The 22,531-nt window shown below is 71.0% G+C and carries 20 protein-coding genes; 18 read left to right on the top strand and 2 right to left on the bottom strand.

Going from position 1 to position 22,531, the window contains the following annotated elements; genetic code table 11:
- Positions 1-200: 200 nt before the first annotated feature.
- Positions 201-1,145: a cation diffusion facilitator family transporter gene (locus GUY60_RS14765; RefSeq protein WP_161697804.1), complete on the bottom strand. Its 945-nt coding sequence runs from the start codon at positions 1,143-1,145 to the stop codon at positions 201-203.
- Between the two features lie 432 nt (positions 1,146-1,577).
- Between GUY60_RS14765 and GUY60_RS14760 the strand changes: the two genes are divergently transcribed.
- The 18 genes from GUY60_RS14760 (at position 1,578) to GUY60_RS14675 (ending at position 21,591) form a co-directional block, all read left to right on the top strand.
- Complete coding sequence (locus tag GUY60_RS14760) at positions 1,578-3,389, top strand: DUF5941 domain-containing protein (protein WP_161697812.1); 1,812 nt, start codon at positions 1,578-1,580, stop codon at positions 3,387-3,389.
- Positions 3,386-4,138 (top strand): phosphocholine cytidylyltransferase family protein, encoded by a 753-nt coding sequence (locus GUY60_RS14755; protein ID WP_161697802.1) that lies wholly within the window; start codon positions 3,386-3,388, stop codon positions 4,136-4,138. The genes GUY60_RS14760 and GUY60_RS14755 overlap by 4 nt, the downstream gene beginning before the upstream one ends.
- Positions 4,126-5,193, top strand: a complete 1,068-nt coding sequence (locus GUY60_RS14750) for an iron-containing alcohol dehydrogenase family protein (RefSeq protein ID WP_161697800.1) — start codon at positions 4,126-4,128, stop codon at positions 5,191-5,193. The genes GUY60_RS14755 and GUY60_RS14750 overlap by 13 nt, the downstream gene beginning before the upstream one ends.
- Positions 5,171-5,950: a CDP-alcohol phosphatidyltransferase family protein gene (locus tag GUY60_RS14745; protein WP_161697798.1), complete on the top strand. Its 780-nt coding sequence runs from the start codon at positions 5,171-5,173 to the stop codon at positions 5,948-5,950. Before GUY60_RS14750 ends, GUY60_RS14745 begins: the two co-directional genes overlap by 23 nt.
- A gap of 17 nt (positions 5,951-5,967) precedes the next feature.
- Positions 5,968-6,849, top strand: coding sequence for a glycosyltransferase family 2 protein (locus GUY60_RS14740; protein WP_161697810.1), 882 nt, complete (start codon positions 5,968-5,970; stop codon positions 6,847-6,849).
- Between the two features lie 97 nt (positions 6,850-6,946).
- Positions 6,947-7,891: an ABC transporter permease gene (locus tag GUY60_RS14735; RefSeq protein ID WP_161697796.1), complete on the top strand. Its 945-nt coding sequence runs from the start codon at positions 6,947-6,949 to the stop codon at positions 7,889-7,891.
- A complete protein-coding gene (locus GUY60_RS14730; RefSeq protein WP_161697794.1) occupies positions 7,884-8,678 on the top strand; it encodes an ABC transporter ATP-binding protein in 795 nt (264 codons plus the stop codon). Before GUY60_RS14735 ends, GUY60_RS14730 begins: the two co-directional genes overlap by 8 nt.
- 282 nt (positions 8,679-8,960) lie before the next feature.
- Positions 8,961-9,863 carry a squalene synthase HpnC gene (gene hpnC / locus GUY60_RS14725; RefSeq protein WP_161697792.1) on the top strand — a complete coding sequence of 301 codons (903 nt, stop codon included), beginning with the start codon at positions 8,961-8,963 and terminating at the stop codon, positions 9,861-9,863.
- Positions 9,864-9,871: 8 nt separating this feature from the next.
- On the top strand, positions 9,872-10,828 hold the full coding sequence (hpnD, locus tag GUY60_RS14720) for a presqualene diphosphate synthase HpnD (protein ID WP_246235003.1): 957 nt from the start codon (positions 9,872-9,874) through the stop codon (positions 10,826-10,828).
- Between the two features lie 67 nt (positions 10,829-10,895).
- Positions 10,896-12,287 carry a hydroxysqualene dehydroxylase HpnE gene (gene hpnE, locus GUY60_RS14715; RefSeq protein ID WP_161697790.1) on the top strand — a complete coding sequence of 464 codons (1,392 nt, stop codon included), beginning with the start codon at positions 10,896-10,898 and terminating at the stop codon, positions 12,285-12,287.
- Positions 12,284-13,378 (top strand): polyprenyl synthetase family protein, encoded by a 1,095-nt coding sequence (locus tag GUY60_RS14710; protein WP_161697788.1) that lies wholly within the window; start codon positions 12,284-12,286, stop codon positions 13,376-13,378. The genes hpnE and GUY60_RS14710 overlap by 4 nt, the downstream gene beginning before the upstream one ends.
- 175 nt (positions 13,379-13,553) lie before the next feature.
- Positions 13,554-15,533, top strand: coding sequence for a squalene--hopene cyclase (gene shc / locus GUY60_RS14705; protein WP_161697786.1), 1,980 nt, complete (start codon positions 13,554-13,556; stop codon positions 15,531-15,533).
- On the top strand, positions 15,533-16,171 hold the full coding sequence (locus GUY60_RS14700; protein WP_161697784.1) for a phosphorylase family protein: 639 nt from the start codon (positions 15,533-15,535) through the stop codon (positions 16,169-16,171). The genes shc and GUY60_RS14700 overlap by 1 nt, the downstream gene beginning before the upstream one ends.
- 7 nt (positions 16,172-16,178) lie before the next feature.
- Positions 16,179-17,201: an adenosyl-hopene transferase HpnH gene (gene hpnH / locus GUY60_RS14695; protein WP_161697782.1), complete on the top strand. Its 1,023-nt coding sequence runs from the start codon at positions 16,179-16,181 to the stop codon at positions 17,199-17,201.
- A gap of 54 nt (positions 17,202-17,255) precedes the next feature.
- Entirely contained in the window at positions 17,256-19,241 is a 1,986-nt protein-coding gene (gene dxs / locus GUY60_RS14690) for a 1-deoxy-D-xylulose-5-phosphate synthase (RefSeq protein ID WP_161697780.1), read from the top strand.
- A complete protein-coding gene (locus GUY60_RS14685) occupies positions 19,238-20,680 on the top strand; it encodes an aspartate aminotransferase family protein (protein ID WP_161697778.1) in 1,443 nt (480 codons plus the stop codon). Before dxs ends, GUY60_RS14685 begins: the two co-directional genes overlap by 4 nt.
- Before the next feature lie 135 nt (positions 20,681-20,815).
- The gene (locus tag GUY60_RS14680; RefSeq protein WP_161697776.1) at positions 20,816-21,433 is read left to right on the top strand and encodes a helix-turn-helix domain-containing protein; all 618 of its coding nucleotides are present in this window, start codon (positions 20,816-20,818) and stop codon (positions 21,431-21,433) included.
- Between the two features lie 41 nt (positions 21,434-21,474).
- Positions 21,475-21,591, top strand: a complete 117-nt coding sequence (locus tag GUY60_RS14675; RefSeq protein WP_161697806.1) for a DUF6126 family protein — start codon at positions 21,475-21,477, stop codon at positions 21,589-21,591.
- A 15-nt stretch (positions 21,592-21,606) separates the two neighbouring features.
- Here the strand turns inward: GUY60_RS14675 and GUY60_RS14670 are convergent, their stop codons facing one another.
- Positions 21,607-22,404 carry a tyrosine-protein phosphatase gene (locus GUY60_RS14670; protein WP_161697774.1) on the bottom strand — a complete coding sequence of 266 codons (798 nt, stop codon included), beginning with the start codon at positions 22,402-22,404 and terminating at the stop codon, positions 21,607-21,609.
- Positions 22,405-22,531 lie beyond the last annotated feature (127 nt).

Genomic DNA, 22,531 nt, shown 5'->3' with positions numbered 1-22,531 from the left:
GGGTGGGTTCGCGTATGGGGGTCCCCGCTGTTCTGGGGGCACCGCCCAGCGGTAGCTGGGGGAGGAGCCGAGAGTTTGGGGGAGCTCTCGCCGTCAGCCGCGAGCCCTGGGAAGGGGGACAACTGTGTCGCTGCGCACAACAGCGTCGAACGCGACAGTCATCAACCCACCTCCAAGAATCGTTGGCCAAGTTATCACGATCAGTGGCAGACCTTGGCCTCGTGCTCCGCGTGACCGCTCGGCTCCAGCTGGAACGTGCAGTGCTCCACGTCGAAGTGCGAGCCGATGCAGCCCTGCAGCTCGTGCAGCAGCTTCTCGTGCCCCACCGAGTCGAGCATGTCGTGGTCGACCACCACGTGCGCGGAGAGCACCGGCATCCCCGAGGTGATCGTCCAGGCGTGCAGGTCGTGTACGTCGAGCACCCCTGGAAGCCCGAGTATGTGCGCGCGCACCTCGGCCATGTCGACGCCCTTCGGGGCGGACTCCAGGAGCACGTTCAAGGTCTCGCGCAGCAGCTTGACCGTACGCGGCACGATCATGAGGCCGATCACGAGCGAGGCGATCGGGTCCCAGGCCTGCCAGCCGGTGAGCACGATCAGCGTCGCCGCCACGATCACCGTCGCCGAGCCCAGCGCGTCCGCGAGCACCTCCAGGAACGCGCCGCGCACGTTGAGGCTCTCCCGCTGGCCGCGCAGCAGCAGGCTCAGCGAGATCACGTTGGCGACCAGGCCGATCGCGCCGTACACGATCGCGAGCGAGCCGTGCGTCGGCGACGGCGTGATGAACCGCTGCACCGCCTCGACGAGCACGAAGCCGCCGACCCCGAGCAGCAGCAGACAGTTGGCGAGCGCCGCCAGGATCTCGGCGCGGGCGTACCCGAAGGTGCGGTTGCCGAGCGCCGGGCGGTTGGCGAAGTGGATCGCGAGCAGCGCCATCGCCAGGCCGAGGGCGTCCGTCGCCATGTGCGCCGCGTCCGCGACCAGGGCGAGGGAGTTCGCCGCGATCCCGCCGACGATCTGCGCCACCATCACGAAGACGGTGATCGCGAGGGCGATCCGCAGCCGCCCGCGGTACGCCGCGGCGGCCGTGCCGGTCAGTTCCTCCCCATGCCCGTGCGTATGCCCGTGATCGTGTCCGGCTCCCATGGGGTCCCCCTAGTCGTCGCGCGTCGTCCCGGTCGGTCTTTCCGCTCGCCTCCCGCCCCTGGTTCCCCGGGTGGCACGGCCCAGTCAACTACCTCCGGGGGGTACGGGGCAACACGGCACTGAACACCGTTGTCATGTGCTCTGACCTGCGGAAATGACGCCAGGTCAGAGAGCTGGCAAGATCGTCTGCCGGAGCGGTCACCGAGGTCGTGGTCCATCGGGAGTTTGTCGCGCGGCACCTCGTTCGAGGAGAATGGCCGACGCGGTCGTGCTCACGCAGACCGTGCTTATGGGGCCGTGAACGGGCGGTGAACGGGCCCTTCCATTCATCCGATAGCCTCTGCCGACGTGCCGCCCGGCCCACCTCTCGGCCGGAGGCGCCTCGCACGCTGCCCGGCGCCCATGTGCGCCGACCCCAAGGAGTGAGTACGTCTGTCGACCGCCATCCTCACCGGTCAGCCGGTCCCTGGATCGTCGCTCGAGGGTGACCTCAGGGGCCTCGGCTTCGACGTGCGGGTCGCCTCGGACGCGGCGGACGCCGCGGCGCTGCTCGCCGCGGCCCCGGCCGCCGAGCGGGTGGCCGTCGTCGACGCCGGCTTCGTCGGCCATGTGCACGCCCTGCGCCTCGGCCTCACCGACCCGCGCTTCCCGGCGAGCGCCATCCCCGGCGCCGTCACCGCACAGCCCGCCTCCCGAGCCGCCCTGACCCGCGCCGCGCGCGCGGCCACCCAGGGCCCGGCCGGCGACACGGCCGTCAGGGCCGACGCGCTCGCCGACCGCATAGCCGACGAACTCGCCGCGGACGAGGGCGAGTTGCACCGCCCCGAGCTCGGCGCCCTGGTCGCGACCGTGCCGTCCGACCCGCAGGCCCGCAACGAGGCCCGGCAGGCCGTCGCCGCCGTGGACGACGAAGCGATCCGCCTGCGTACCGCCGTGAAGTCCCGCGACGGCTTCTTCACCACGTACTGCATCAGCCCTTACTCGAAGTACATCGCCCGCTGGTGCGCCCGGCGCGGACTGACTCCGAACCAGGTCACCACCGCCTCCCTGCTCACCGCCCTGATCGCGGCGGGCTGCGCCGCCACCGGCACCCGCGTGGGCTTCGTCGCGGCGGGCGTCCTGCTGCTCCTCTCCTTCGTCCTCGACTGCACCGACGGCCAGCTGGCCCGCTACTCGCTGCAGTACTCGACGATGGGCGCCTGGCTGGACGCCACCTTCGACCGCGCCAAGGAGTACGCGTACTACGCGGGACTCGCCCTCGGTGCCGCGAACGCCAGCGGTGATGACGTATGGGCCCTGGCGCTCGGCGCGATGGTGCTGCAGACCTGCCGGCACGTCGTCGACTTCTCGTTCAACGAGGCCAACCACGACGCGACCGCCAACACCAGCCCCACCGCCGCCCTCTCCGACAAGCTCGACAGCGTCGGCTGGACGGTCTGGGTGCGCCGCATGATCGTGCTGCCGATCGGTGAGCGCTGGGCGATGATCGCGGTCCTCACCGCGGTGACCACGCCCCGTATCACCTTGATCGTGCTGATCATCGGCTGTGCGCTCGCCGCCTGCTACACCACGGCCGGCCGCGTCCTGCGCTCCCTGACCCGCCGGGCGAGCCGCACCGACCGGGCCGCCCGAGCTCTGGCCGACCTCGCCGACAACGGCTCGCTCGCCGACGCCTTCGCGGCCCTGCGCCGCGGCGGCCTCCCGCTGCCCGCACCGGCCGTCGCCTTCGCCGGTGGCGCCCTGCTCATCGCTGTGGCGGCTCTCACGTCGTACGGCAGCCCGTGGGTCGTCGTCGCCGCCGTGGTGTACGTCGTCACCTCGGGCCTCGCCCTCGCGCGCCCCCTCAAGGGCCCGCTCGACTGGCTGGTGCCGCCGTTCTTCCGGGCCGCCGAGTACGTCACGATCCTCGCCCTCGCGGCGCGAGCGGACGTGAACGGGGCCTTGCCGGCAGCTTTCGGACTGGTGGCCGCGGTCGCCTACCATCACTACGACACGGTGTACCGCATTCGCGGTGGCACCGGCGCGCCGCCCCACTGGCTGGTGCGGACGATCGGCGGACAAGAAGGCAGGACGCTGGCGGTCTCGGTCGCCGCCGCACTGCTGTCCGCGCAAGGTTTCACCGTCGCGCTCACGGTTCTCGCCGTGGCCGTGGCACTTGTGGTGCTCGTCGAGAGCATCCGCTTCTGGGTGACCGCTCACTATCGCGGAGCACCCGCCGTACACGATGAAGGAGAACCCGCATGATCGGCCTCGTCCTGGCCGCCGGCGCCGGCAGTCGGCTTCGCCCCTACACCGAGACGCTTCCCAAGGCACTCGTGCCCGTGGTGGGCGAGGGAACCGAGAACGAGCTCTCCGTACTCGACCTCACCCTGAAGAACTTCGCCGAGATCGGTCTCACGGAGGTCGGCATCATCGTCGGCTACCGCAAGGAGGTCGTGTACGAGCGCCAGGCCGCGCTCGAGGCGAAGTACGGCCTGAAGCTGACGCTCATCGAGAACGACGTCGCCGAGAAGTGGAACAACGCCTACTCCCTGTGGTGCGGCCGTGACGCCATCAAGCACTCGGTGATCCTCGCCAACGGCGACACCGTGCACCCGGTCTCCGTCGAGAAGACCCTGCTCGCCGCCCGCGGCGACGGCAAGAAGATCATCCTCGCCCTGGACACGGTCAAGGACCTGGGCGACGAGGAGATGAAGGTCGTCGTCGACCCCGAGAAGGGTGTCCAGCGCATCACCAAGCTGATGGACCCGTCCGAGGCCACCGGTGAGTACATCGGCGTCACCCTCATCGAGGGCGACGCGGCCGACGAGCTCGCCGACGCGCTGAAGGCCACGTACGAGCGCGACCCGCAGCTCTACTACGAGGACGGCTACCAGGAGCTCGTGAACCGCGGCTTCAAGGTCGACGTCGCCCCGATCGGTGACGTGCCGTGGGTCGAGATCGACAACCACGCCGACCTCGCCAAGGGCAGGGAGATCGCGTGCCAGTACTGACGAGGCTCATTCCCTCGCCGGTTGTCGTAGACATCCGGTCCGGGGCACTGAACGACCTCGCCGCGGTGCTGGCCGATCAGCGGATCTCGTCGTCCACGGGGCGCCTGGCCATCGCGATCAGCGGTGGCTCGGGCGCCGCCCTGCGCGCCCGCCTCGAACCCTCGCTCCCGCGAGCGGACTGGTTCGAGGTCGGCGGCGGCACGCTCGACGACGCGATCAAGCTCGCCGACGACATAAAGAAGGCGGGCCGCTTCGACGCGGTCGTCGGCCTCGGCGGCGGCAAGATCATCGACTGTGCCAAGTTCGCCGCGGCCCGTGTCGGACTGCCGCTGGTCGCCGTCGCGACGAACCTGTCGCACGACGGCCTGTGCTCTCCGGTCGCGACCCTCGACAACGACGCGGGCCGCGGTTCGTACGGTGTGCCGAACCCGATCGCCGTCGTCATCGACCTCGACATCATCCGTGAGGCGCCGGTCCGCTTCGTGCGCTCCGGCATCGGCGACGCTCTGTCCAACATCTCCGCGATCGCGGACTGGGAGCTCGCCGCCCGCGAGCGCGGCGAGGACATCGACGGCCTCGCGGCCGCGATGGCCCGGCAGGCCGGCGAGGCCGTGCTGCGCCACCCCGGTGGTGTCGGCGACGACGGCTTCCTGCAGGTCCTCGCCGAGGGCCTGGTGCTCACCGGTATCGCGATGTCGGTGTCCGGCGACTCCCGTCCCGCCTCCGGCGCCTGCCACGAGATCAACCACGCCTTCGACCTCCTCTTCCCCAAGCGCGCTGCCAGCCACGGCGAGCAGTGCGGCCTGGGCGCGGCCTTCGCGATGTTCCTGCGTGGAGCGCGCGAGGAGTCGCTGTACATGGTGGAGGTGCTGCGTAGGCACGGCCTCCCCGTGACGCCGGAGGAGATCGGCTTCAGCGTGGACGAGTTCGTGCAGGTCGTGGAGTTCGCTCCGCAGACCCGGCCGGGCCGCTACACCATCCTCGAACACCTCGACCTCTCCACCGATCAGATCAGGGACGCCTACGCCGACTATGCAAAAGCCATCAGTAGCTGAACTCCGCCCGGTCGTTCACCCCGCCGGGGTGAAGGACCGGCGCAGCGGTGAGCACTGGGGCGGCCGGCTCTACATGCGCGAGATCTCGCTGCGTGTCGACCGCCACCTCGTGAACACCAAGGTCACGCCCAACCAGCTGACCTACCTGATGACCGTCTGCGGTGTCCTCGCGGCCCCGGCACTGCTCGTCCCGGGTATCTGGGGCGCGGTGCTGGGCGTCGTGGCGGTCCAGCTGTACCTGCTGCTCGACTGTGTCGACGGCGAGATCGCCCGCTGGCGCAAGCAGTACTCGCTCACCGGCGTCTGGATGGACCGCGTCGGCGCGTACCTGACCGACGCCGCGGTCCTGGTCGGCTTCGGCCTGCGCGCCGCCGACCTGTGGGGCAGCGGCCGGATCGACTGGCTGTGGGCCTTCCTCGGCACGCTCGCCGCGCTCGGCGCCATCCTGATCAAGGCCGAGACGGACCTGGTCGGCGTGTCCCGCGCGCAGAGCGGCCGGGAGCAGGTCAAGGAGTCCGCCTCCGAGATCCGCACCTCGGGCATGGCGCTCGCCCGCAAGGCGGCCGCCGCGCTCAAGTTCCACCGGCTGATCCTCGGCATCGAGGCGACGCTCCTTATCCTGGTCCTCGCCGTCGTCGACCAGATCAGGGGCGACCTGTTCTTCAGCCGCCTCGGCGTCGCGGTGCTCGCCGGAATCGCCCTGCTCCAGACGCTGCTGCACCTCGTGTCCATCCTCGCCTCCAGCAGGCTCAAGTGACGGGCCGGGAGCAGCAGTTGAAGGTCGGCGCGGTCATCATCACGATGGGCAACCGCCCGGAGGAACTCCGCGCCCTGCTCGACTCGGTCGCCAAGCAGGACGGCGACCCGGTCGAGGTCGTCGTGGTCGGCAACGGCTCCCCGGTCCCGGACATGTCGGGCACCGCGTCGCGGGTACGGACCATCGAACTCCCCGAGAACCTCGGCATCCCCGGCGGCCGCAACGTCGGCATCGAGGCCTTCGGCCCCGGCGGCCAGGACGTGGACGTACTCCTCTTCCTGGACGACGACGGCCTGCTGCCGCGCACCGACACGGCTCAGCTGTGCCGCGAGGCCTTCGCCGCCGACCCGGAGCTCGGCATCGTCAGCTTCCGCATCGCCGACCCGGACACGGGCGAGACCCAGCGCCGGCACGTGCCGCGCCTTCGCGCGGCCGACCCGATGCGCAGCTCCCGCGTCACCACGTTCCTCGGCGGCGCCAACGCCGTACGTACGAAGGTCATCGGGCAGGTCGGCGGTCTGCCGGACGACTTCTTCTACGCGCACGAGGAGACAGACCTCGCCTGGCGTGCGCTCGACGCGGGCTGGCTGATCGACTACCGGGCCGACATGGTGCTGCACCACCCGACGACGGCCCCGTCCCGGCACGCGGTCTACCACCGCATGGTGGCCCGCAACCGTGTCTGGCTCGCCCGCCGCAACCTGCCCGCGCTCCTGGTCCCCGTCTACCTCGGTGTGTGGCTGCTGCTCACGCTCGCGCGGCGGCCCTCGAAGCCCGCGCTCAAGGCGTGGTTCGGCGGTTTCAAGGAGGGCTGGACGAGCCCGTGCGGGCCGCGGCGCCCCATGAAGTGGCGCACGGTCTGGCGGTTGACCCGACTGGGCCGACCTCCTGTCATCTGACAAGCTCTTGTCTGAGAACATTCGGGCCACAACCCTTGGCCCCGGTTTCCGCTGCGCCAGACCCGGCAGCGCATCTTGAAGACGAAAGTTTCCACTTGTGAGTGAGACAACGCATGACGGTTCCGTCGCCGTGAGCGCACCACCGTCGCCCGACGACGGACTGGCCCCGGCCGAGCTCGCCGCCAGGTACGGCCTGGCGCAGAGCGGGGCCAGGCCCGGCCTGTTCGAGTACGTCGGACAGCTGTGGGACCGCCGCCACTTCATCCTCGCCTTCTCGCAGGCCAAGCTCACCGCGCAGTACAGCCAGGCCAAGCTGGGCCAGATCTGGCAGGTGGCGACGCCGCTGCTCAACGCGCTGGTCTACTTCTTGATCTTCGGCCTGCTGCTCGGTGGCCGGGGCGACATGAAGAACAACGTCTACGTGCCGTTCCTGGTGACCGGCGTGTTCGTCTTCACCTTCACGCAGTCGTCGGTGATGTCCGGGGTCCGGTCGATCTCCGGCAACCTGGGCCTGGTGCGGGCGCTGCACTTCCCGCGCGCCTCGCTGCCGATCTCGTTCTCGCTCCAGCAGCTCCAGCAGCTGCTGTTCTCGATGATCGTGCTGCTGCTCATCCTGGTGGGCTTCGGGCACTACCCGTCCTGGTCCTGGCTGCTGATCCTGCCCGCGCTCGCGCTGCAGTTCGTCTTCAACACCGGCCTGGCGATGATCATGGCGCGGGCCGGCAGCAAGACCCCCGACCTGGCCCAGCTGATGCCGTTCGTGATGCGTACGTGGATGTACGCGTCCGGCGTGATGTTCCCGCTCGACTACATGCTCACCAAGGTCACGGCCCCGGGCTGGATCGCCGAGGCGCTGCTCGCCAACCCCGCGGCGGTCTACATGGACCTGATGCGTGACGCGCTGATCACCGGCAACGGCGCGGAGACGCTGCCCGCGCTGCCCGAGCACGTCTGGGCGCTCGGCGTGGGCTGGGCGCTGCTGCTCGGCATCGGCGGATTCATCTACTTCTGGAAGTCCGAGGAGAAGTACGGCCGTGGCTGAGCAGACCCCGCAGGAAACAGAGCAGTCCCGCATCCCGACGGTCATCGCCGACGAGCTGCACATCGTCTACCGGGTCAACGCCGGCGCCAAGGGCAGGGGCAGCGCCACCGCCGCGCTGAGCCGCATCGTCAAGCGCGGCGGCGAGGAGCGCGGCGTCCGCAAGGTGCACGCCGTCAAGGGCGTCTCCTTCACCGCGTACCGCGGCGAGGCCGTCGGCCTGATCGGCTCCAACGGCTCCGGCAAGTCCACGCTCCTGCGCGCCATCGCGGGCCTGCTCCCGGCGGAGAAGGGCAGGGTCTACACCGACGGCCAGCCCTCCCTGCTCGGCGTCAACGCGGCCCTGATGAACGACCTGACGGGCGAGCGGAACGTCATACTCGGCGGGCTCGCGATGGGTATGTCCCGCGAGCAGATCAGGGAGCGCTACCAGGACATCGTCGACTTCTCCGGGATCAACGAGAAGGGCGACTTCATCACCCTGCCGATGCGCACCTACTCCTCCGGCATGGCCGCCCGCCTGCGCTTCTCCATCGCGGCCGCCAAGGACCACGACGTGCTGATGATCGACGAGGCGCTCGCCACCGGCGACCGCAAGTTCCAGAAGCGCTCCGAGGCCCGCATCCGCGAGCTGCGCAAGGAGGCCGGCACGGTCTTCCTGGTCAGCCACAACAACAAGTCGATCCGCGACACCTGCGACCGGGTCCTCTGGCTGGAGCGCGGCGAACTGCGCATGGACGGCGCCACGGACGAGGTGCTCAAGGAGTACGAGAAGTTCACCGGTAAGTAGTACCCGCCGGACCCCGGCCCGCCGGTCTGTGCCGGTGCGGCCCGGGGTGCGTCAACTCCCCGGCATACGGGGGGCGTTGAGATGAACAGGTGTGCTGACGTGCGGCGCGGCACACCCCCCGGTACCGCCCGGCGTCCTACAACGTAAGCTGGATTGGTCGGCGGCGTGTCCGAAATGGGCTGTATTGGGTTGGCAGTGTAGAACGGGAGATGTGACGGCAATGGCTACGGAAAGCTCCCTCCTCCGCAAGGCTTCCGCCGTCCTCGCGCCGGGCAGTTCCCGATGACGGGAAGTCGGACGGCGCGCCCCGGCGCCCCGGAGCGCGCCACCCTCGCCAAGGCAGCGGACGAGAACTTCCCGGTGGCCCCCTTCTTTCTGCCCCGCGCCTGGCGCACCGACCTCGTCGCGATCTACGGCTTCGCCCGCCTCGTCGACGACATCGGCGACGGCGACCTCGCCCCCGGCGGCGCCGACGCCCGCCTCCTCGGCCTCGACCCGGCGGCCGCCGCCGACCGGCTCACCTTCCTCGACGCCTTCGAGGCCGACCTGCGCAAGGTCTTCGGCTCGACCCCGCGCCACCCGCTGCTCCGCAGGCTCCAGCCCACGGTCCGCCGGCACCGGCTCACGCCCGAGCCGTTCCTCGGCCTGATCGAGGCCAACCGCCAGGACCAGCTGGTCAGCCGGTACGCGACCTACGACGACCTGCTCGCGTACTGCGAACTCTCCGCCAACCCCGTCGGCCGCCTGGTCCTCGCCGTCACCGGCACCACCAGCCCCGAACGGGTGCGCCGCTCCGACGCCGTCTGCACCGCGCTGCAGATCGTCGAGCACATCCAGGACGTCGCCGAGGACCTGACCCGCGACCGGATCTATCTGCCCGCCGAGGACATGAAGCGCTTCGACGTGCGCGAGTCCGACCTCGCCGCCCCCGCCGCCGGCGCACCGGTGCGCGCGCTGGTCGCGTACGAGGCGGAACGCGCCCGTGGCCTCCTCGACGAAGGAGCCCCGCTCGTGGGTAGCGTCCACGGGCGACTGCGGCTGCTGCTCGCCGGATTCGTGGGCGGCGGGCGCGCGGCGCTGCGGGCCGTGGAGGCGGCAGGACACGACGTACTTCAGGGACCGCCCAAGTCCACCAGGCTGGGACTTGTGCGACAGGTGGGGGCGACTCTGCGAGGTGAGGGGTGAGCCAACCCATGGAATCCGGTACGAGCTCGGGGAGCGGTATGCCGCTGCCCGCTCCCGTCATGGCCGCGTACAGCTACTGCGAGGCCGTCACCGGACAGCAGGCGCGCAACTTCGCGTACGGCATCCGGCTGCTGCCGACGGCCGAGCGCCGCGCCATGTCCGCGCTGTACGCGTTCTCGCGGCGGGTCGACGACATCGGTGACGGCGCGCTGGCGTCCGACGTCAAGCACGCGCGGCTCGAGGAGACCCGGCAGCTTCTCGACCGGGTCCGCGAGGGCAAGGTCGAGGAGGACGACACCGACCCCGTCGCGGTCGCCCTCAGCCATGCCGCGCAGGCCTTCCCGATCCCGCTCGGCGGCCTCGACGAGCTCATCGACGGCGTCCTGATGGACGTACGCGGCGAGACCTACGAGACCTGGGACGAGCTGAAGACGTACTGCCGTTGTGTCGCCGGGGCCATCGGGCGGCTCTCGCTCGGTGTGTTCGGCACCCAGCCGGGCGCGCACCAGGTGGAGCGCGCCCCGGAGTACGCCGACACGCTCGGCCTCGCGCTCCAACTCACCAACATCCTCAGGGACGTTCGCGAGGACGCCGAGGGCGGGCGGGTCTACCTGCCGGCCGACGACCTCGCCAAGTTCGGCTGCTCCGACGGCTTCCTCGGCACCAGGCCCGCGGACGGCGCCGACTTCGCCGGGCTCGTCCACTTCGAAGTGCGGCGCGCCCGCGCCCTGTTCGCCGAGGGGTACCGGCTCCTGCCGATGCTCGACCGGCGCAGCGGCGCCTGCGTCGCCGCCATGGCCGGCATCTACCGCCGCCTCCTGGACCGCATCGAACGCGACCCGGAGGCCGTGCTGCGCGGCCGGGTCTCGCTGCCCGGCCGGGAGAAGGCGTACGTCGCCGTGCGCGGCCTGTCCGGACTCGACGCCCGGCACATCGCCCGGCAGTCCGCGAGGAGGCGCACATGAGCACCGCACGCCGACTGCGGGCAACCCCGCGCGCCGCGCGGGCGTCCACCGTCACAGGGGAGGGCGTATGACCGCGTACGACATGACGGGCGGCGCCCCGGACGGGCAGACCGCGGTGGTCGTCGGCGGGGGTCTCGCCGGGGTCACCGCGGCGCTCGCGCTCGCCGACGGCGGGCTGCGCGTCACGCTGCTCGAAGGGCGGCCGCGGCTCGGCGGGCTGGCCTTCTCCTTCCAGCGCGGCGACCTCACCGTGGACAACGGCCAGCACGTCTACCTGCGCTGCTGCACCGCGTACCGCTGGTTCCTCGACCGGGTCGGCGGCGCCGCACTCGCACCGCTGCAGGACCGCCTCGACGTACCCGTCCTGGACGCCGAGCGGATGCGCCTCGGCCGGCTGCGCCGCACCGCGCTGCCCGTGCCGCTGCACCTCGCCGCGAGCCTGACGACCTACCCGCACCTGTCTCTCGCCGAGCGCGCCCAGGTGGGCCGGGCCGCGCTCGCGCTCAAGGGGCTCGACCCGGCCGATCCCGCCCTGGACGCACAGGACTTCGGGTCGTGGCTGGCCGCACGGGGGCAGTCGCCGCGGGCCGTCGAGGCGCTGTGGGACCTGGTCGGTGTGGCCACCCTGAACGCCGTCGCGGGCGACGCCTCGCTCGGCCTCGCCGCCATGGTGTTCAAGACCGGCCTGCTCTCCGAGCCGGGTGCCGCCGACATCGGCTGGGCGCACGTACCGCTCGGTGAACTGCACGACCGGCTCGCCCGCGAGGCCCTCGACAAGGCGGGCGTACGCGTCGAGACGCGGGCCAAGGTCGGCGCGATCTCCCGTACGGAACAGGGGAGTTGGCAGGTCACCACGGGCGGCGAGCGGCTCGACGCCGACACCGTCGTGCTCGCCGTACCGCAGCGTGAGGCGTACGAACTGCTGCCCGAGGGCGCGCTCGACCGTCCCGAGGAGCTGCTCTCCATCGGCACCGCGCCGATCCTCAACGTCCATGTCCTGTACGACCGCAAGGTCCTGAAGCGGCCCTTCTTCGCCGCCGTCGGCTCGCCCGTGCAGTGGGTCTTCGACCGCACCGACTCCTCGGGGTACACCGGCGGGCAGTACCTCGCCGTGTCCCAGTCGGCCGCGCAGGGCGAGATCGACGCACCCGTCGCGGAGCTCCGCGCGCGCTATCTGCCGGAGCTGGAGCGGCTGTTGCCCGCCGCGCGCGGCGCCGGGGTGCGGGACTTCTTCGTGACCAGGGAGCGGACCGCGACGTTCGCCCCCACCCCGGGCGTCGGCCGGCTGCGGCCCGGCGCCCGCACCAAGGCAGCCGGCCTGTACCTGGCCGGCGCGTGGACCGCCACCGGCTGGCCCGCGACCATGGAGGGCGCCGTGCGCAGCGGGACCACCGCGGCACGAGCGGCGCTCACCGCACTGAGCCGCCCCCACGACCATCTCTTTCAGGAGGCGGCATGAGCAGCACCAGTACCGGATCAAGAGGAGAGACTGTGCCGACTGTGCCTTCGGCTGCCGGCGTCGAGGATGTCAGCGGGGTGCTCGACCGCGGACGGACCCTGGCCACGCCGGTGCTGCGCGCCGCCGTGGACCGCCTCGCGCCGCCCATGGACACCGTGGCCGCGTACCACTTCGGCTGGATCGACGCCGAGGGCCGCCCCTCCGCCGGTGACGGCGGCAAGGCGGTGCGCCCGGCGCTCGCGCTGCTCTCCGCCGAGGCCGCCGGTGCGGCGCCCGAGGTCGGCATCCCCGGCGCGGTCGCCGTGGAACTCGTGCACAACTTCTCGCTCCTGCACGACGACCTGATGGACGGCGACGAGCAGCGCCGGCACCGCGACACGGTGTGGAAGGTGCACGGCCCCGCGCAGGCCATCCTCGTCGGCGACGCCCTGTTCGCCCTCGCCAACGAGGTCCTCCTCGAGCTCGACACCGTCGAGGCGGGCCGCGCCACCCGCCGGCTCACCACCGCCTCGCGGAAGTTGATCGACGGTCAGGCCCAGGACATCTCCTACGAGCACCGCGAGCGGGTCACCGTCGAGGAGTGCCTGGAGATGGAGGGCAACAAGACCGGCGCGCTGCTCGCCTGCGCCGTCTCCATCGGCGCGGTGCTCGGCGGCGCCGACGAGAAGACCGCCGACACCCTGGAGCGGTACGGGTACCACCTGGGCCTCGCCTTCCAGGCAGTGGACGACCTGCTCGGCATCTGGGGCGACCCGGAGGCCACCGGCAAGCAGACCTGGAGCGACCTGCGCCAGCGCAAGAAGTCGCTGCCCGTGGTCGCCGCCCTCAGCGCCGACGGGGAGGCCGCCGAACGGCTGGGCGAACTCCTCGCCGCGGACGCCAAGGCCAGCGACTTCGAGAACTTCTCGGAGGAGGAGTTCGCCGCCCGCGCCGCCCTCATCGAGGAGGCCGGGGGCCGCGAGTGGACCGCGCAGGAAGCCCGCAGGCAGCACACCATCGCCATCGAGGCGCTGAACGAAGTGGAGATGCCGGACCGGGTCAGGGCACAGCTCGTCGCCCTGGCCGACTTCGTCGTCGTACGGAAGAGATGATCACTATTCGCGGCAGCCTCAGCACCCGTAGCACCGACAACACTCGCAGCACCCGTATATGACTCGCAGTCGCCGGCCGGTGCGCTGACTCCCGCACCACGTCAGCGCTCCGGCCGACGGCACACCCCAGCACAGCAGCACTTCGAAGCAAACGAATCTGCACGAAGGGGAAGCCATGACAGCGACGACCGACTCAGGCGCCGGGGCGGTTCCGCCCCGGGCCGACTCGGCCACGGAGACCGAAGCGAGCACCGATCGGTTCGAGGCGGCCCGCAGGGCCACCGAGCGCGCCACCGACCTGCTGCTCTCCTGGCAGGACGAGGAAGGGTGGTGGAAGGGCGACCTCGAGACCAATGTGACGATGGACGCCGAGGACCTGCTCCTGCGCCAGTTCCTCGGCATCAGGGACGAGAAGACCACACAGGCCGCCGCCCTGTTCATCCGCGGCGAGCAGCGCGAGGACGGCACCTGGGCCTCCTTCTACGGCGGGCCCGGTGAACTCTCCACCACCATCGAGGCGTACGTCGCCCTGCGCCTGGCCGGGGACGACCCGGACGCCGCGCACATGGCGCGGGCCTCCGCCTGGATCCGCGCCCACGGAGGCATCGCCGGGAGCCGGGTCTTCACCCGCGTCTGGCTGGCCCTGTTCGGCTGGTGGAAGTGGGACGACCTGCCCGAACTGCCGCCGGAACTCATCTGGTTCCCGAAGTGGTTCCCGCTCAACATCTACGACTTCGGCTGCTGGGCCCGGCAGACCATCGTGCCGCTCACCATCGTGTCCGCGAAGCGGCCGGTGCGGCCCGCGCCGTTCCCCCTCGACGAGCTGCACGCCGACGCGCGCGTACCGAACCCGCCCAAGTCCCTTGCCCCGGTGGCGAGTTGGGACGGGGTGTTCCAGCGGCTCGACAAGGCGTTGCACGCGTACCAGAAGGTGGCCGTGCCCGGCGTGCGGCGGATGGCGATGCGTGCCGCCGGGCGCTGGATCATCGAGCGGCAGGAGAACGACGGCTGCTGGGGCGGCATCCAGCCGCCGGCCGTGTACTCCGTGATCGCCCTGCACCTGCTCGGCTACGACCTCGACCACCCGGTGCTGCGCGAGGGGATCGCCTCGCTCGACCGGTTCGCGGTGTGGCGCGCGGACGGGGCGCGGATGATCGAGGCCTGCCAGTCGCCGGTGTGGGACACCTGTCTGGCGACCATCGCGCTCGCCGACGCCGGGGTGCCGGCCGACGACCCGCGCCTGGTCAAGGCCGCCGACTGGATGCTCGGCGAGCAGATCACCCGGCCCGGCGACTGGTCGGTGCGCAGGCCCGAACTCGCCCCGGGTGGCTGGGCGTTCGAGTTCCACAACGACAACTACCCGGACATCGACGACACCGCGGAGGTCGCCCTCGCGCTGCGCCGGGTGCGGCACCCCGACCCCGCGCGGGTCGACGAGGCGATCCGCCGGGGCGCGAACTGGACGCTCGGCATGCAGTCGAAGAACGGCGCCTGGGCGGCCTTCGACGTGGACAACACCAGCGCCTTCCCCAACCGGCTGCCGTTCTGCGACTTCGGCGAGGTCATCGACCCGCCGTCCGCCGACGTCACCGCGCACGTGGTGGAGATGCTCGCGTACGAGGGCAAGGCGCAGGACCCGCGCACCCGGCGCGGCATCGAGTGGCTGCTCGCCGAACAGGAGGCGAACGGCGCCTGGTTCGGGCGCTGGGGCGTCAACTACCTGTACGGCACAGGGTCGGTGGTGCCCGCCCTGACCGAGGCCGGAGTGCCCGCCACGCACCCCGCGATCCGGCGCGCGGTCCGCTGGCTGGAGTCGGTGCAGAACGACGACGGCGGCTGGGGCGAGGACCTGCGCTCGTACGCGGACCCGTCCTGGGTGGCGCGCGGCGAGTCCACCGCATCGCAGACCGGCTGGGCCCTGCTCGCGCTGCTCGCCGCGGACGAGCGGGACTCCGAGCCCGTCGAGCGCGGCGTCGCCTGGCTCGCGGCGACGCAGAACGCGGACGGCACCTGGGACGAGCCGTACTTCACCGGCACCGGCTTCCCGTGGGACTTCTCGATCAACTACCACCTGTACCGCCAGGTCTTCCCGCTCACCGCGCTCGGCCGCTACGTCCACGGCACCGGACACGGGCCCGGCGCCGGGGAGGGGTGATGGGCTCGGCCGCGGCGGACCGGGTGCCGCCGCTGCTCGTCGCCTGTGCGCTGCGCATCGAGAAGCTGGCGCTGCGGACCGGGGCGCGCGGTGACGCGGTCACCGTGCTGCGCACCGGCATGGGGCCGAAGGCCGCCGAACGCGCCGTCGCGCGCACCCTCGGTGACCCGGCGCTCGACGGCGCCGCGGTCGTCGCCACCGGGTTCTGCGCGGGCCTCGCCCCCGGCATGCACCCCGGTGACCTGGTGGTCGCCGGGCAGACCCTCGACAGCCATGGCGCCACGCCCTGCGAAGCGCCAGAGCTGCTGGTGAAAGAGCTGGTCAAGGCGGTGCCGGGGCGTACGGTGCACACCGGTCCGCTGATCGGCTCCGCCCACGTGGTGCGCGGCCACGAGCGGGCCGAGCTGCTCGCCCGGGGCGCCATCGCGGTCGACATGGAATCCGCGGCGACCCTGCGGACGGCGGTACGGGGCGGGGCCCGCCCGGTTGCGGCCGTACGGGTGGTCGTGGACGCTCCTGAGCATGAGCTCGTCCGTATCGGCACGGTACGCGGTGGAATATCTGCTTTCCGCGTTCTCCGTGCGGTACTCCCGGCTTTCTCTGAATGGCACCGTTCTTTGCTGCTCCCCAGGAGGTGAGCGAGTTATGGCCATGCCGATCCGGCAGTCCATCAAGGTGGCGTCGTACCTCTTTGAACAGAAGCTCCGCAAGCGGGACAAGTTCCCGTTGATCGTCGAGCTCGAACCGCTTTTCGCGTGCAATCTCGCATGCGAGGGCTGTGGAAAGATCCAGCACCCGGCGGGTGTGCTCAAGCAGCGCATGCCGGTGGCGCAGGCCGTCGGCGCCGTGCTCGAGTCCGGGGCACCGATGGTGTCCATCGCGGGCGGCGAACCCCTGATGCACCCTCAGATCGACGAGATCGTGCGGCAGTTGGTGGCGAAGAAGAAGTACGTCTTCCTCTGCACCAACGCGATGCTGCTGCGCAAGAAGATCGAGAAGTTCACGCCGTCGCCGTTCTTCGCGTTCGCCGTGCACATCGACGGAATGCGCGAGCGGCACGACGAATCCGTCGCCAAGGAAGGCGTGTTCGACGAGGCGGTGGCGGCCATCAAGGAAGCCAAGAAGCGCGGCTTCCGGGTCACCACCAATTCCACCTTCTTCAATACGGACACCCCGCAGACCGTCATCGAGGTCCTCAATTTCCTCAATGACGACCTGCAGGTGGACGAGATGATGCTCTCGCCCGCGTACGCCTACGAGAAGGCGCCCGACCAGGAGCACTTCCTCGGTGTCGAGCAGACCCGCGAACTGTTCAAGAAGACCTTCGCGGGCGGCAACCGCAGCCGCTGGCGGCTCAACCACTCGCCGCTTTTCCTCGACTTCCTGGAAGGCAAGGTCGACTTCCCGTGCACGGCCTGGGCCATCCCGAACTACTCCCTGTTCGGCTGGCAGCGGCCCTGCTACCTGATGAGCGACGGCTACGTACCCACGTACCGCGAGCTCATCGAGGAGACCGACTGGGAGAAGTACGGGCGCGGCCGGGACCCGCGCTGCGCCAACTGCATGGCGCACTGCGGGTACGAGCCGACCGCCGTGCTCGCCACGATGGGGTCGCTGAAGGAGTCGCTGCGGGCGATGCGGGAGACCGCCTCCGGCAATCGCGGGTGACGCGCTGAGCGTGCGGACCGAGCGCTCAGCGTCCGAATCGAGAGGGGGCCGAACATGACGATCCTGGAGAACATCCGAGGGCCGCACGACCTGAAGGCGCTCACCGAGAGCGAACTCGACGAACTGGCCGAGGAGATCAGGCAGTTCCTGGTGCACGCGGTCGCCCGCACCGGCGGCCACCTGGGGCCCAACCTGGGTGTGGTGGAGCTGTCCATCGCGCTGCACCGGGTCTTCGAGTCGCCCGTCGACCGCCTCGTGTGGGACACCGGCCACCAGTCCTACGTCCACAAACTCCTCACCGGACGCCAGGACTTCTCCAAGCTGCGCGGCAAGGGCGGCCTGTCCGGCTACCCCTCGCGCGAGGAGTCCGCGCACGACATCGTCGAGAACAGCCACGCCTCCACCGCGCTCGGCTGGGCCGACGGGCTCGCCAAGGCCCACCAGGTGACGGGCGCGGACGGCCATGTCGTCGCCGTGATCGGGGACGGCGCGCTGACCGGCGGGATGGCCTGGGAGGCGCTGAACAACATCGCCGCCGCCAAGGACCGCCCGCTCGTCATCGTCGTCAACGACAACGAGCGCTCGTACGCCCCGACCATCGGCGGCCTCGCCGATCACCTCGCCACCCTGCGCACCACCGACGGCTACGAGAAGGTGCTCGCCTGGGGCAAGGAGATGCTGCAGCACACGCCCGTCATAGGGCAGCCGCTTTACGAGTCGTTGCACGGTGCGAAGAAGGGGTTCAAGGACGCCTTCGCGCCGCAGGGCATGTTCGAGGACCTGGGCCTGAAGTACCTCGGGCCGATCGACGGGCACGACATCGCGGCCGTCGAGTCGGCGCTGCGCCGGGCCAAGGGCTTCCACGGACCGGTCCTCGTGCACTGCCTCACCGAGAAGGGCCGCGGCTACGAACCCGCGCTCGCGGACGAGGCCGACCGGTTCCACACCGTCGGCGCGATGGACCCGCTGACCTGCGAACCCCTCGCACGGTCCAACGGGCCGTCCTGGACCTCGGTGTTCGGCGAGGAGATCACCGCCATCGCGGAGGAGCGGCCCGATGTCGTCGGGATCACCGCGGCCATGCTGCACCCGGTGGGTCTCGCCCGGTTCGCGGAGCGCTTCCCCGAGCGGGTCTGGGACGTCGGCATCGCGGAGCAGCACGCCGCCGTGTCCGCGGCCGGTCTCGCCACCGGCGGGCTGCACCCCGTCGTGGCGGTGTACGCGACCTTCCTCAACCGGGCCTTCGACCAACTCCTCATGGACGTCGCCCTGCACGGGTGCGGCGTGACCTTCGTGCTCGACCGCGCGGGGGTCACCGGGGTCGACGGCGCCTCCCACAACGGCATGTGGGACCTGTCGATCCTCCAGGTCGTACCTGGCCTCAGGATCGCCGCGCCGCGCGACGCCGACCAGCTCCGCGCCCAGTTGCGCGAGGCCGTCGACGTGCACGACGCGCCCACCCTGATCCGCTTCCCCAAGGAGTCCGTCGGCCCCGCGGTGCCTGCGGTGTCGCGGGTGGGCGGTATGGATGTCCTGCACCGTGAGGGCGCCCGGGACGTGCTGCTCGTCGCCGTCGGCGTGATGGCCCCGGTGTGCCTCGGGGTCGCCGAACTGCTCGCGGCGCGTGGCATCGGGTGCACGGTGGTCGACCCGCGCTGGGTCAAGCCCGTCGACCCGGCCCTGGCACCGCTCGCCGCGCAGCACCGGATGGTCGCCGTCGTGGAGGACAACAGCCGTGCCGCCGGGGTGGGTTCGGCCGTCGGGCAGGCGCTGCGGGACGCCGAGGTGGACCAGCCGCTGCGTACGTTCGGCATCCCGGAGCAGTTCCTCGCGCACGCCAAACGCGGCGAGGTGCTGGCCGACATCGGGCTCACCCCGGTCGACATCGCGGGGCGGATCGGCGCGAGCTTCGACCGTATCGACGGGAGTGAGCGGAGCGACCGGATCAACGGGGACGGCCAGGTCGGCCGGAGCGACCGGAGCGATTGGATCGCCAGGATGGAGAGCGCGGCGGCCGCGCGTGCGGAGGAGCAGGCATGAACGAGCACCCGCCAGGCAGGAACGACCACGCGACAGGCAGGAACTACCACTCGGTTCCGGGCAGTTTCGATCTGGCCGCGCTGCTCGCGGAACGGGGCGCCGAGCGGTACGAGCTGCACGCCCGGCACCTCAACCACCAGTTGCCGCGCATGCTGCAGACCATCGGCTTCGACAAGGTCTACGAGCGTGCGGAGGGCCCGTACTTCTGGGACTCCGAAGGCAACGACTACCTCGACATGCTCGCCGGGTTCGGTGTGATGGGGGTCGGCCGGCACCACCCCGTCGTCCGCAAGGCGCTGCACGACGTGCTCGACGCCTCGCTCGCCGACCTCACCCGCTTCGACTGCCAGCCGCTGCCCGGACTGCTCGCCGAGAAGCTGCTCGCGCACAGCCCGCACCTGGACCGGGTGTTCTTCGGCAACAGCGGTACGGAGGCCGTGGAGACGGCGCTGAAGTTCGCCCGGTACGCGACCGGGAAGCCGCGCGTCCTGTACTGCGCGCACGCCTTCCACGGGCTGACCACCGGGTCCCTTTCGGTGAACGGCGAGTCCGGGTTCCGGGACGGGTTCGCGCCGCTGCTGCCCGACACCGCGATCGAGCTCGGTGATCTGGCCGCCCTGGAACGGGAGTTGAGGCGCGGCGATGTGGCGGGCTTCGTTGTCGAGCCGATCCAGGGCAAGGGGGTGCACGAGTCGCCGCCCGGATTCCTGCGCGCCGCCCAGGAGTTGCTGCACCGGCACAACGCCCTGCTCATCGCGGACGAGGTGCAGACCGGTCTCGGCCGGACCGGCGACTTCTACGCCTACCAGCATGAGGAGGGCGTCGAGCCGGACCTGGTGTGCGTCGCGAAGGCGCTCTCCGGGGGGTACGTGCCGGTGAGCGCGACGCTCGGCAAGGACTGGATCTTCAAGAAGGTCTACTCGTCCATGGACCGCGTCCTCGTGCACTCCGCGAGCTTCGGCGGCAACGCTCAGGCCATGGCCGCCGGGCTCGCCGTGCTCGCCGTCATGGAGGACGAACAGCTCGTCGCGAACGCCCGCGCCACCGGCGAGCAGCTGAAGTCCCGCCTTGCGGCCCTTGTCGACCGGTACGAACTCCTTCACGACGTACGCGGCCGGGGCCTGATGATCGGCATCGAGTTCGGCCGGCCCTCGTCGCTGAAGCTGCGCAGCAGGTGGGCCGCGCTGCAGGTCGCCCGCAAGGGGCTGTTCGCGCAGATGGTTGTCGTACCGCTGCTGCGGAAGCACCGCATCCTCACCCAGGTCTCCGGGGACCACCTGGAAGTGATCAAGCTGATTCCGCCGCTGGTCGTGGGGGAGCGGGAGGTGGACCGGTTCGTCGGGGCGTTCACCGCCGTGATGGACGAGGCGCACAGCGGGGGCGGGCTGATGTGGGACTTCGGGAAGACGCTGGTGCGGCAGGCTGTGGCCAACCGGTGAGGTTGCAGAGCTGGTGCGGTCTCCGTTGGGGGTCGCTCACGGCTCGGCCCGGCTCGCTGACGCGCACTGGGGGCAGATTTTGCCTCTGAGGCAAGAAAATTGCCCCAGAGGCATGCTTCTGGCTCAATCGACAACATGAGCCCTGTCGATCCGGAGGCCGCGTCCCCGCTGCCCGCCGTCGTCGCCCCGCAGCTGCGGGAACTCCGCCGCCGCGCCGCGCTGACCCTGGAGTCCGCGTCCCGCTCCGCCGGTCTCTCGCCGGCCCACCTCTCCCGCCTGGAGACCGGCCAGCGCCAGCCGTCCCTGCCGGTGCTGCTCGCGCTCGCCCGTGTCTACGGTACGACGGTCTCCGAGGTGCTCGGTGAGACGGTCGCCGACCGGGACGCGGTGGTGCGTGCCGGGGACATGGAGCCGACGGCGGCGGGCGGCTGGACGTACTGGCAGGCGGGCGCTTCGGGGCGGGGGATGCAGGCGCTGCGGGTGCACGTGCCGCACGGGGCGCAGGGCGACATCGTGCGGGTGCATCCCGGCGAGGAGTGGCTCTACGTCCTCGCCGGGCGGCTCGACCTGCGCCTCGGCGACGCGGCGCACACGCTCGGGCCGGGGGACAGCGCGCACTTCGACTCGCTGACCCCGCACCGGATCGCCGCCGCGGACGAGTCCGGCGCCGATCTGCTTTTCGTCCACACCCTGCTGCAGAGCCCGGCCACCGCGCTGTGCCTGGGCAGCCCTACTCCGGGAGTTCCGCGATGACCACCGAACCCGATCGGAAGCAGCCCGCCGACCGCTCCACGATGGCGGAGAAGTTCCCGAGGGGACTGTGGGTCCGGCTGATCATCTACGTGGCCGTCGGCCACGTCTTCGCGGCCTTCGTGTACCTGCTGTTCACGCTCGGCGCGCAGAACCAGTGACGCGGGGCCGGCGGACTAGTCGAGCAGGTGGGTGCGGAGCCGTTCCCGTACCTCGGGGGTGACCTTGAGGCCCTCTTCGAGGTAGCGCTCCGTGGTGCCCCAGGTCTGCTCGATGGTGTCGAACGCGGCGGCCAGGTACTCGGCGCGGGCGTCGAAGAGGGGGCTCAGGAGCTCCATGACCTCGGGCGACATCGCCTCCGGCGCACTGCTGCTGCGGCGCACCTTGTAGCGACGGTGGGCGGCGTTCGACTCCAGGTAGTCGGCCTCGATGGCGTCCCGCTCGACGCCGACGGCGAGCAGCGTGACGGCGATGGAGAGGCCCGCGCGGTCCTTGCCCGCGGCGCAGTGCATCAGGGCGGGCACGCTTTCGTCGGCCATGGAGTGCAGTACGCGGGTGTGCTCGGCCGTGCGGTGCTTGATGATCACGCGGTACGAGGAGATCATCCGGTTCGCCGCCTTGCCGTCGGCGAGCAGGGAGCGCAGCTGCGTGGTGTCGCCGTCGCGGACCATGGTCCAGAACTCGGCGCCGTCGGCGGGGTCGGTCAGCGGCAGGTTCACATTGCGCACGCCGGGCAGCTCGACATCGAGGCCCTCCAGCTTCTGGTCCGCGGCATTGCGAAAGTCGAAGATCGTGTGCAGGCCGAGGGCGCTGAGGAAGGCGGCGTCGGCCTCGGTGGCGTGCGCGAGATGGCCGCTGCGGAAAAGTCGTCCCGCCCGTATCTGCCGGCCGTCCACGGTCGGCAGTCCGCCCAGGTCACGAAAGTTGCGTACACCTGCGAGTTCGGGCTCTGTCGACGGGACCTGCTGCGTCACGGGGGCTCCTCCCATTGGGCTGTCGACGCTGCTCGTCGACGGGCGCGTTCTCGACGATACGACATGGGTTCTTGGGGCAATCAATTCTCGTGCGGCGGGGAATCGGCGGCGATGGGCGGGTGGGGAG

The sequence above is a fragment of the Streptomyces boluensis genome (genome assembly GCF_009908195.1).
Lineage (GTDB): Bacteria > Actinomycetota > Actinomycetes > Streptomycetales > Streptomycetaceae > Streptomyces > Streptomyces boluensis.
This window is presented reverse-complemented; position numbering and strand designations above follow the sequence as displayed.

What these genes read in the sequence shown, in the direction of transcription:
- GUY60_RS14680 (WP_161697776.1), top strand. Translation starts at nt 20,816, where the DNA reads ATGAGCCCTGTCGATCCGGAGGCCGCGTCCCCGCTGCCCGCCGTCGTC.
- GUY60_RS14685 (WP_161697778.1), top strand. Translation starts at nt 19,238, where the DNA reads ATGAACGAGCACCCGCCAGGCAGGAACGACCACGCGACAGGCAGGAAC.
- hpnC (WP_161697792.1), top strand. Translation starts at nt 8,961, where the DNA reads ATGACGGGAAGTCGGACGGCGCGCCCCGGCGCCCCGGAGCGCGCCACC.
- GUY60_RS14745 (WP_161697798.1), top strand. Translation starts at nt 5,171, where the DNA reads ATGCAAAAGCCATCAGTAGCTGAACTCCGCCCGGTCGTTCACCCCGCC.
- GUY60_RS14710 (WP_161697788.1), top strand. Translation starts at nt 12,284, where the DNA reads ATGAGCAGCACCAGTACCGGATCAAGAGGAGAGACTGTGCCGACTGTG.
- hpnE (WP_161697790.1), top strand. Translation starts at nt 10,896, where the DNA reads ATGACCGCGTACGACATGACGGGCGGCGCCCCGGACGGGCAGACCGCG.
- GUY60_RS14755 (WP_161697802.1), top strand. Translation starts at nt 3,386, where the DNA reads ATGATCGGCCTCGTCCTGGCCGCCGGCGCCGGCAGTCGGCTTCGCCCC.
- GUY60_RS14675 (WP_161697806.1), top strand. Translation starts at nt 21,475, where the DNA reads ATGGCGGAGAAGTTCCCGAGGGGACTGTGGGTCCGGCTGATCATCTAC.
- hpnD (WP_246235003.1), top strand. Translation starts at nt 9,872, where the DNA reads ATGGAATCCGGTACGAGCTCGGGGAGCGGTATGCCGCTGCCCGCTCCC.
- hpnH (WP_161697782.1), top strand. Translation starts at nt 16,179, where the DNA reads ATGGCCATGCCGATCCGGCAGTCCATCAAGGTGGCGTCGTACCTCTTT.
- GUY60_RS14700 (WP_161697784.1), top strand. Translation starts at nt 15,533, where the DNA reads ATGGGCTCGGCCGCGGCGGACCGGGTGCCGCCGCTGCTCGTCGCCTGT.
- shc (WP_161697786.1), top strand. Translation starts at nt 13,554, where the DNA reads ATGACAGCGACGACCGACTCAGGCGCCGGGGCGGTTCCGCCCCGGGCC.
- dxs (WP_161697780.1), top strand. Translation starts at nt 17,256, where the DNA reads ATGACGATCCTGGAGAACATCCGAGGGCCGCACGACCTGAAGGCGCTC.
- GUY60_RS14765 (WP_161697804.1), bottom strand. Translation starts at nt 1,145, where the DNA reads ATGGGAGCCGGACACGATCACGGGCATACGCACGGGCATGGGGAGGAA.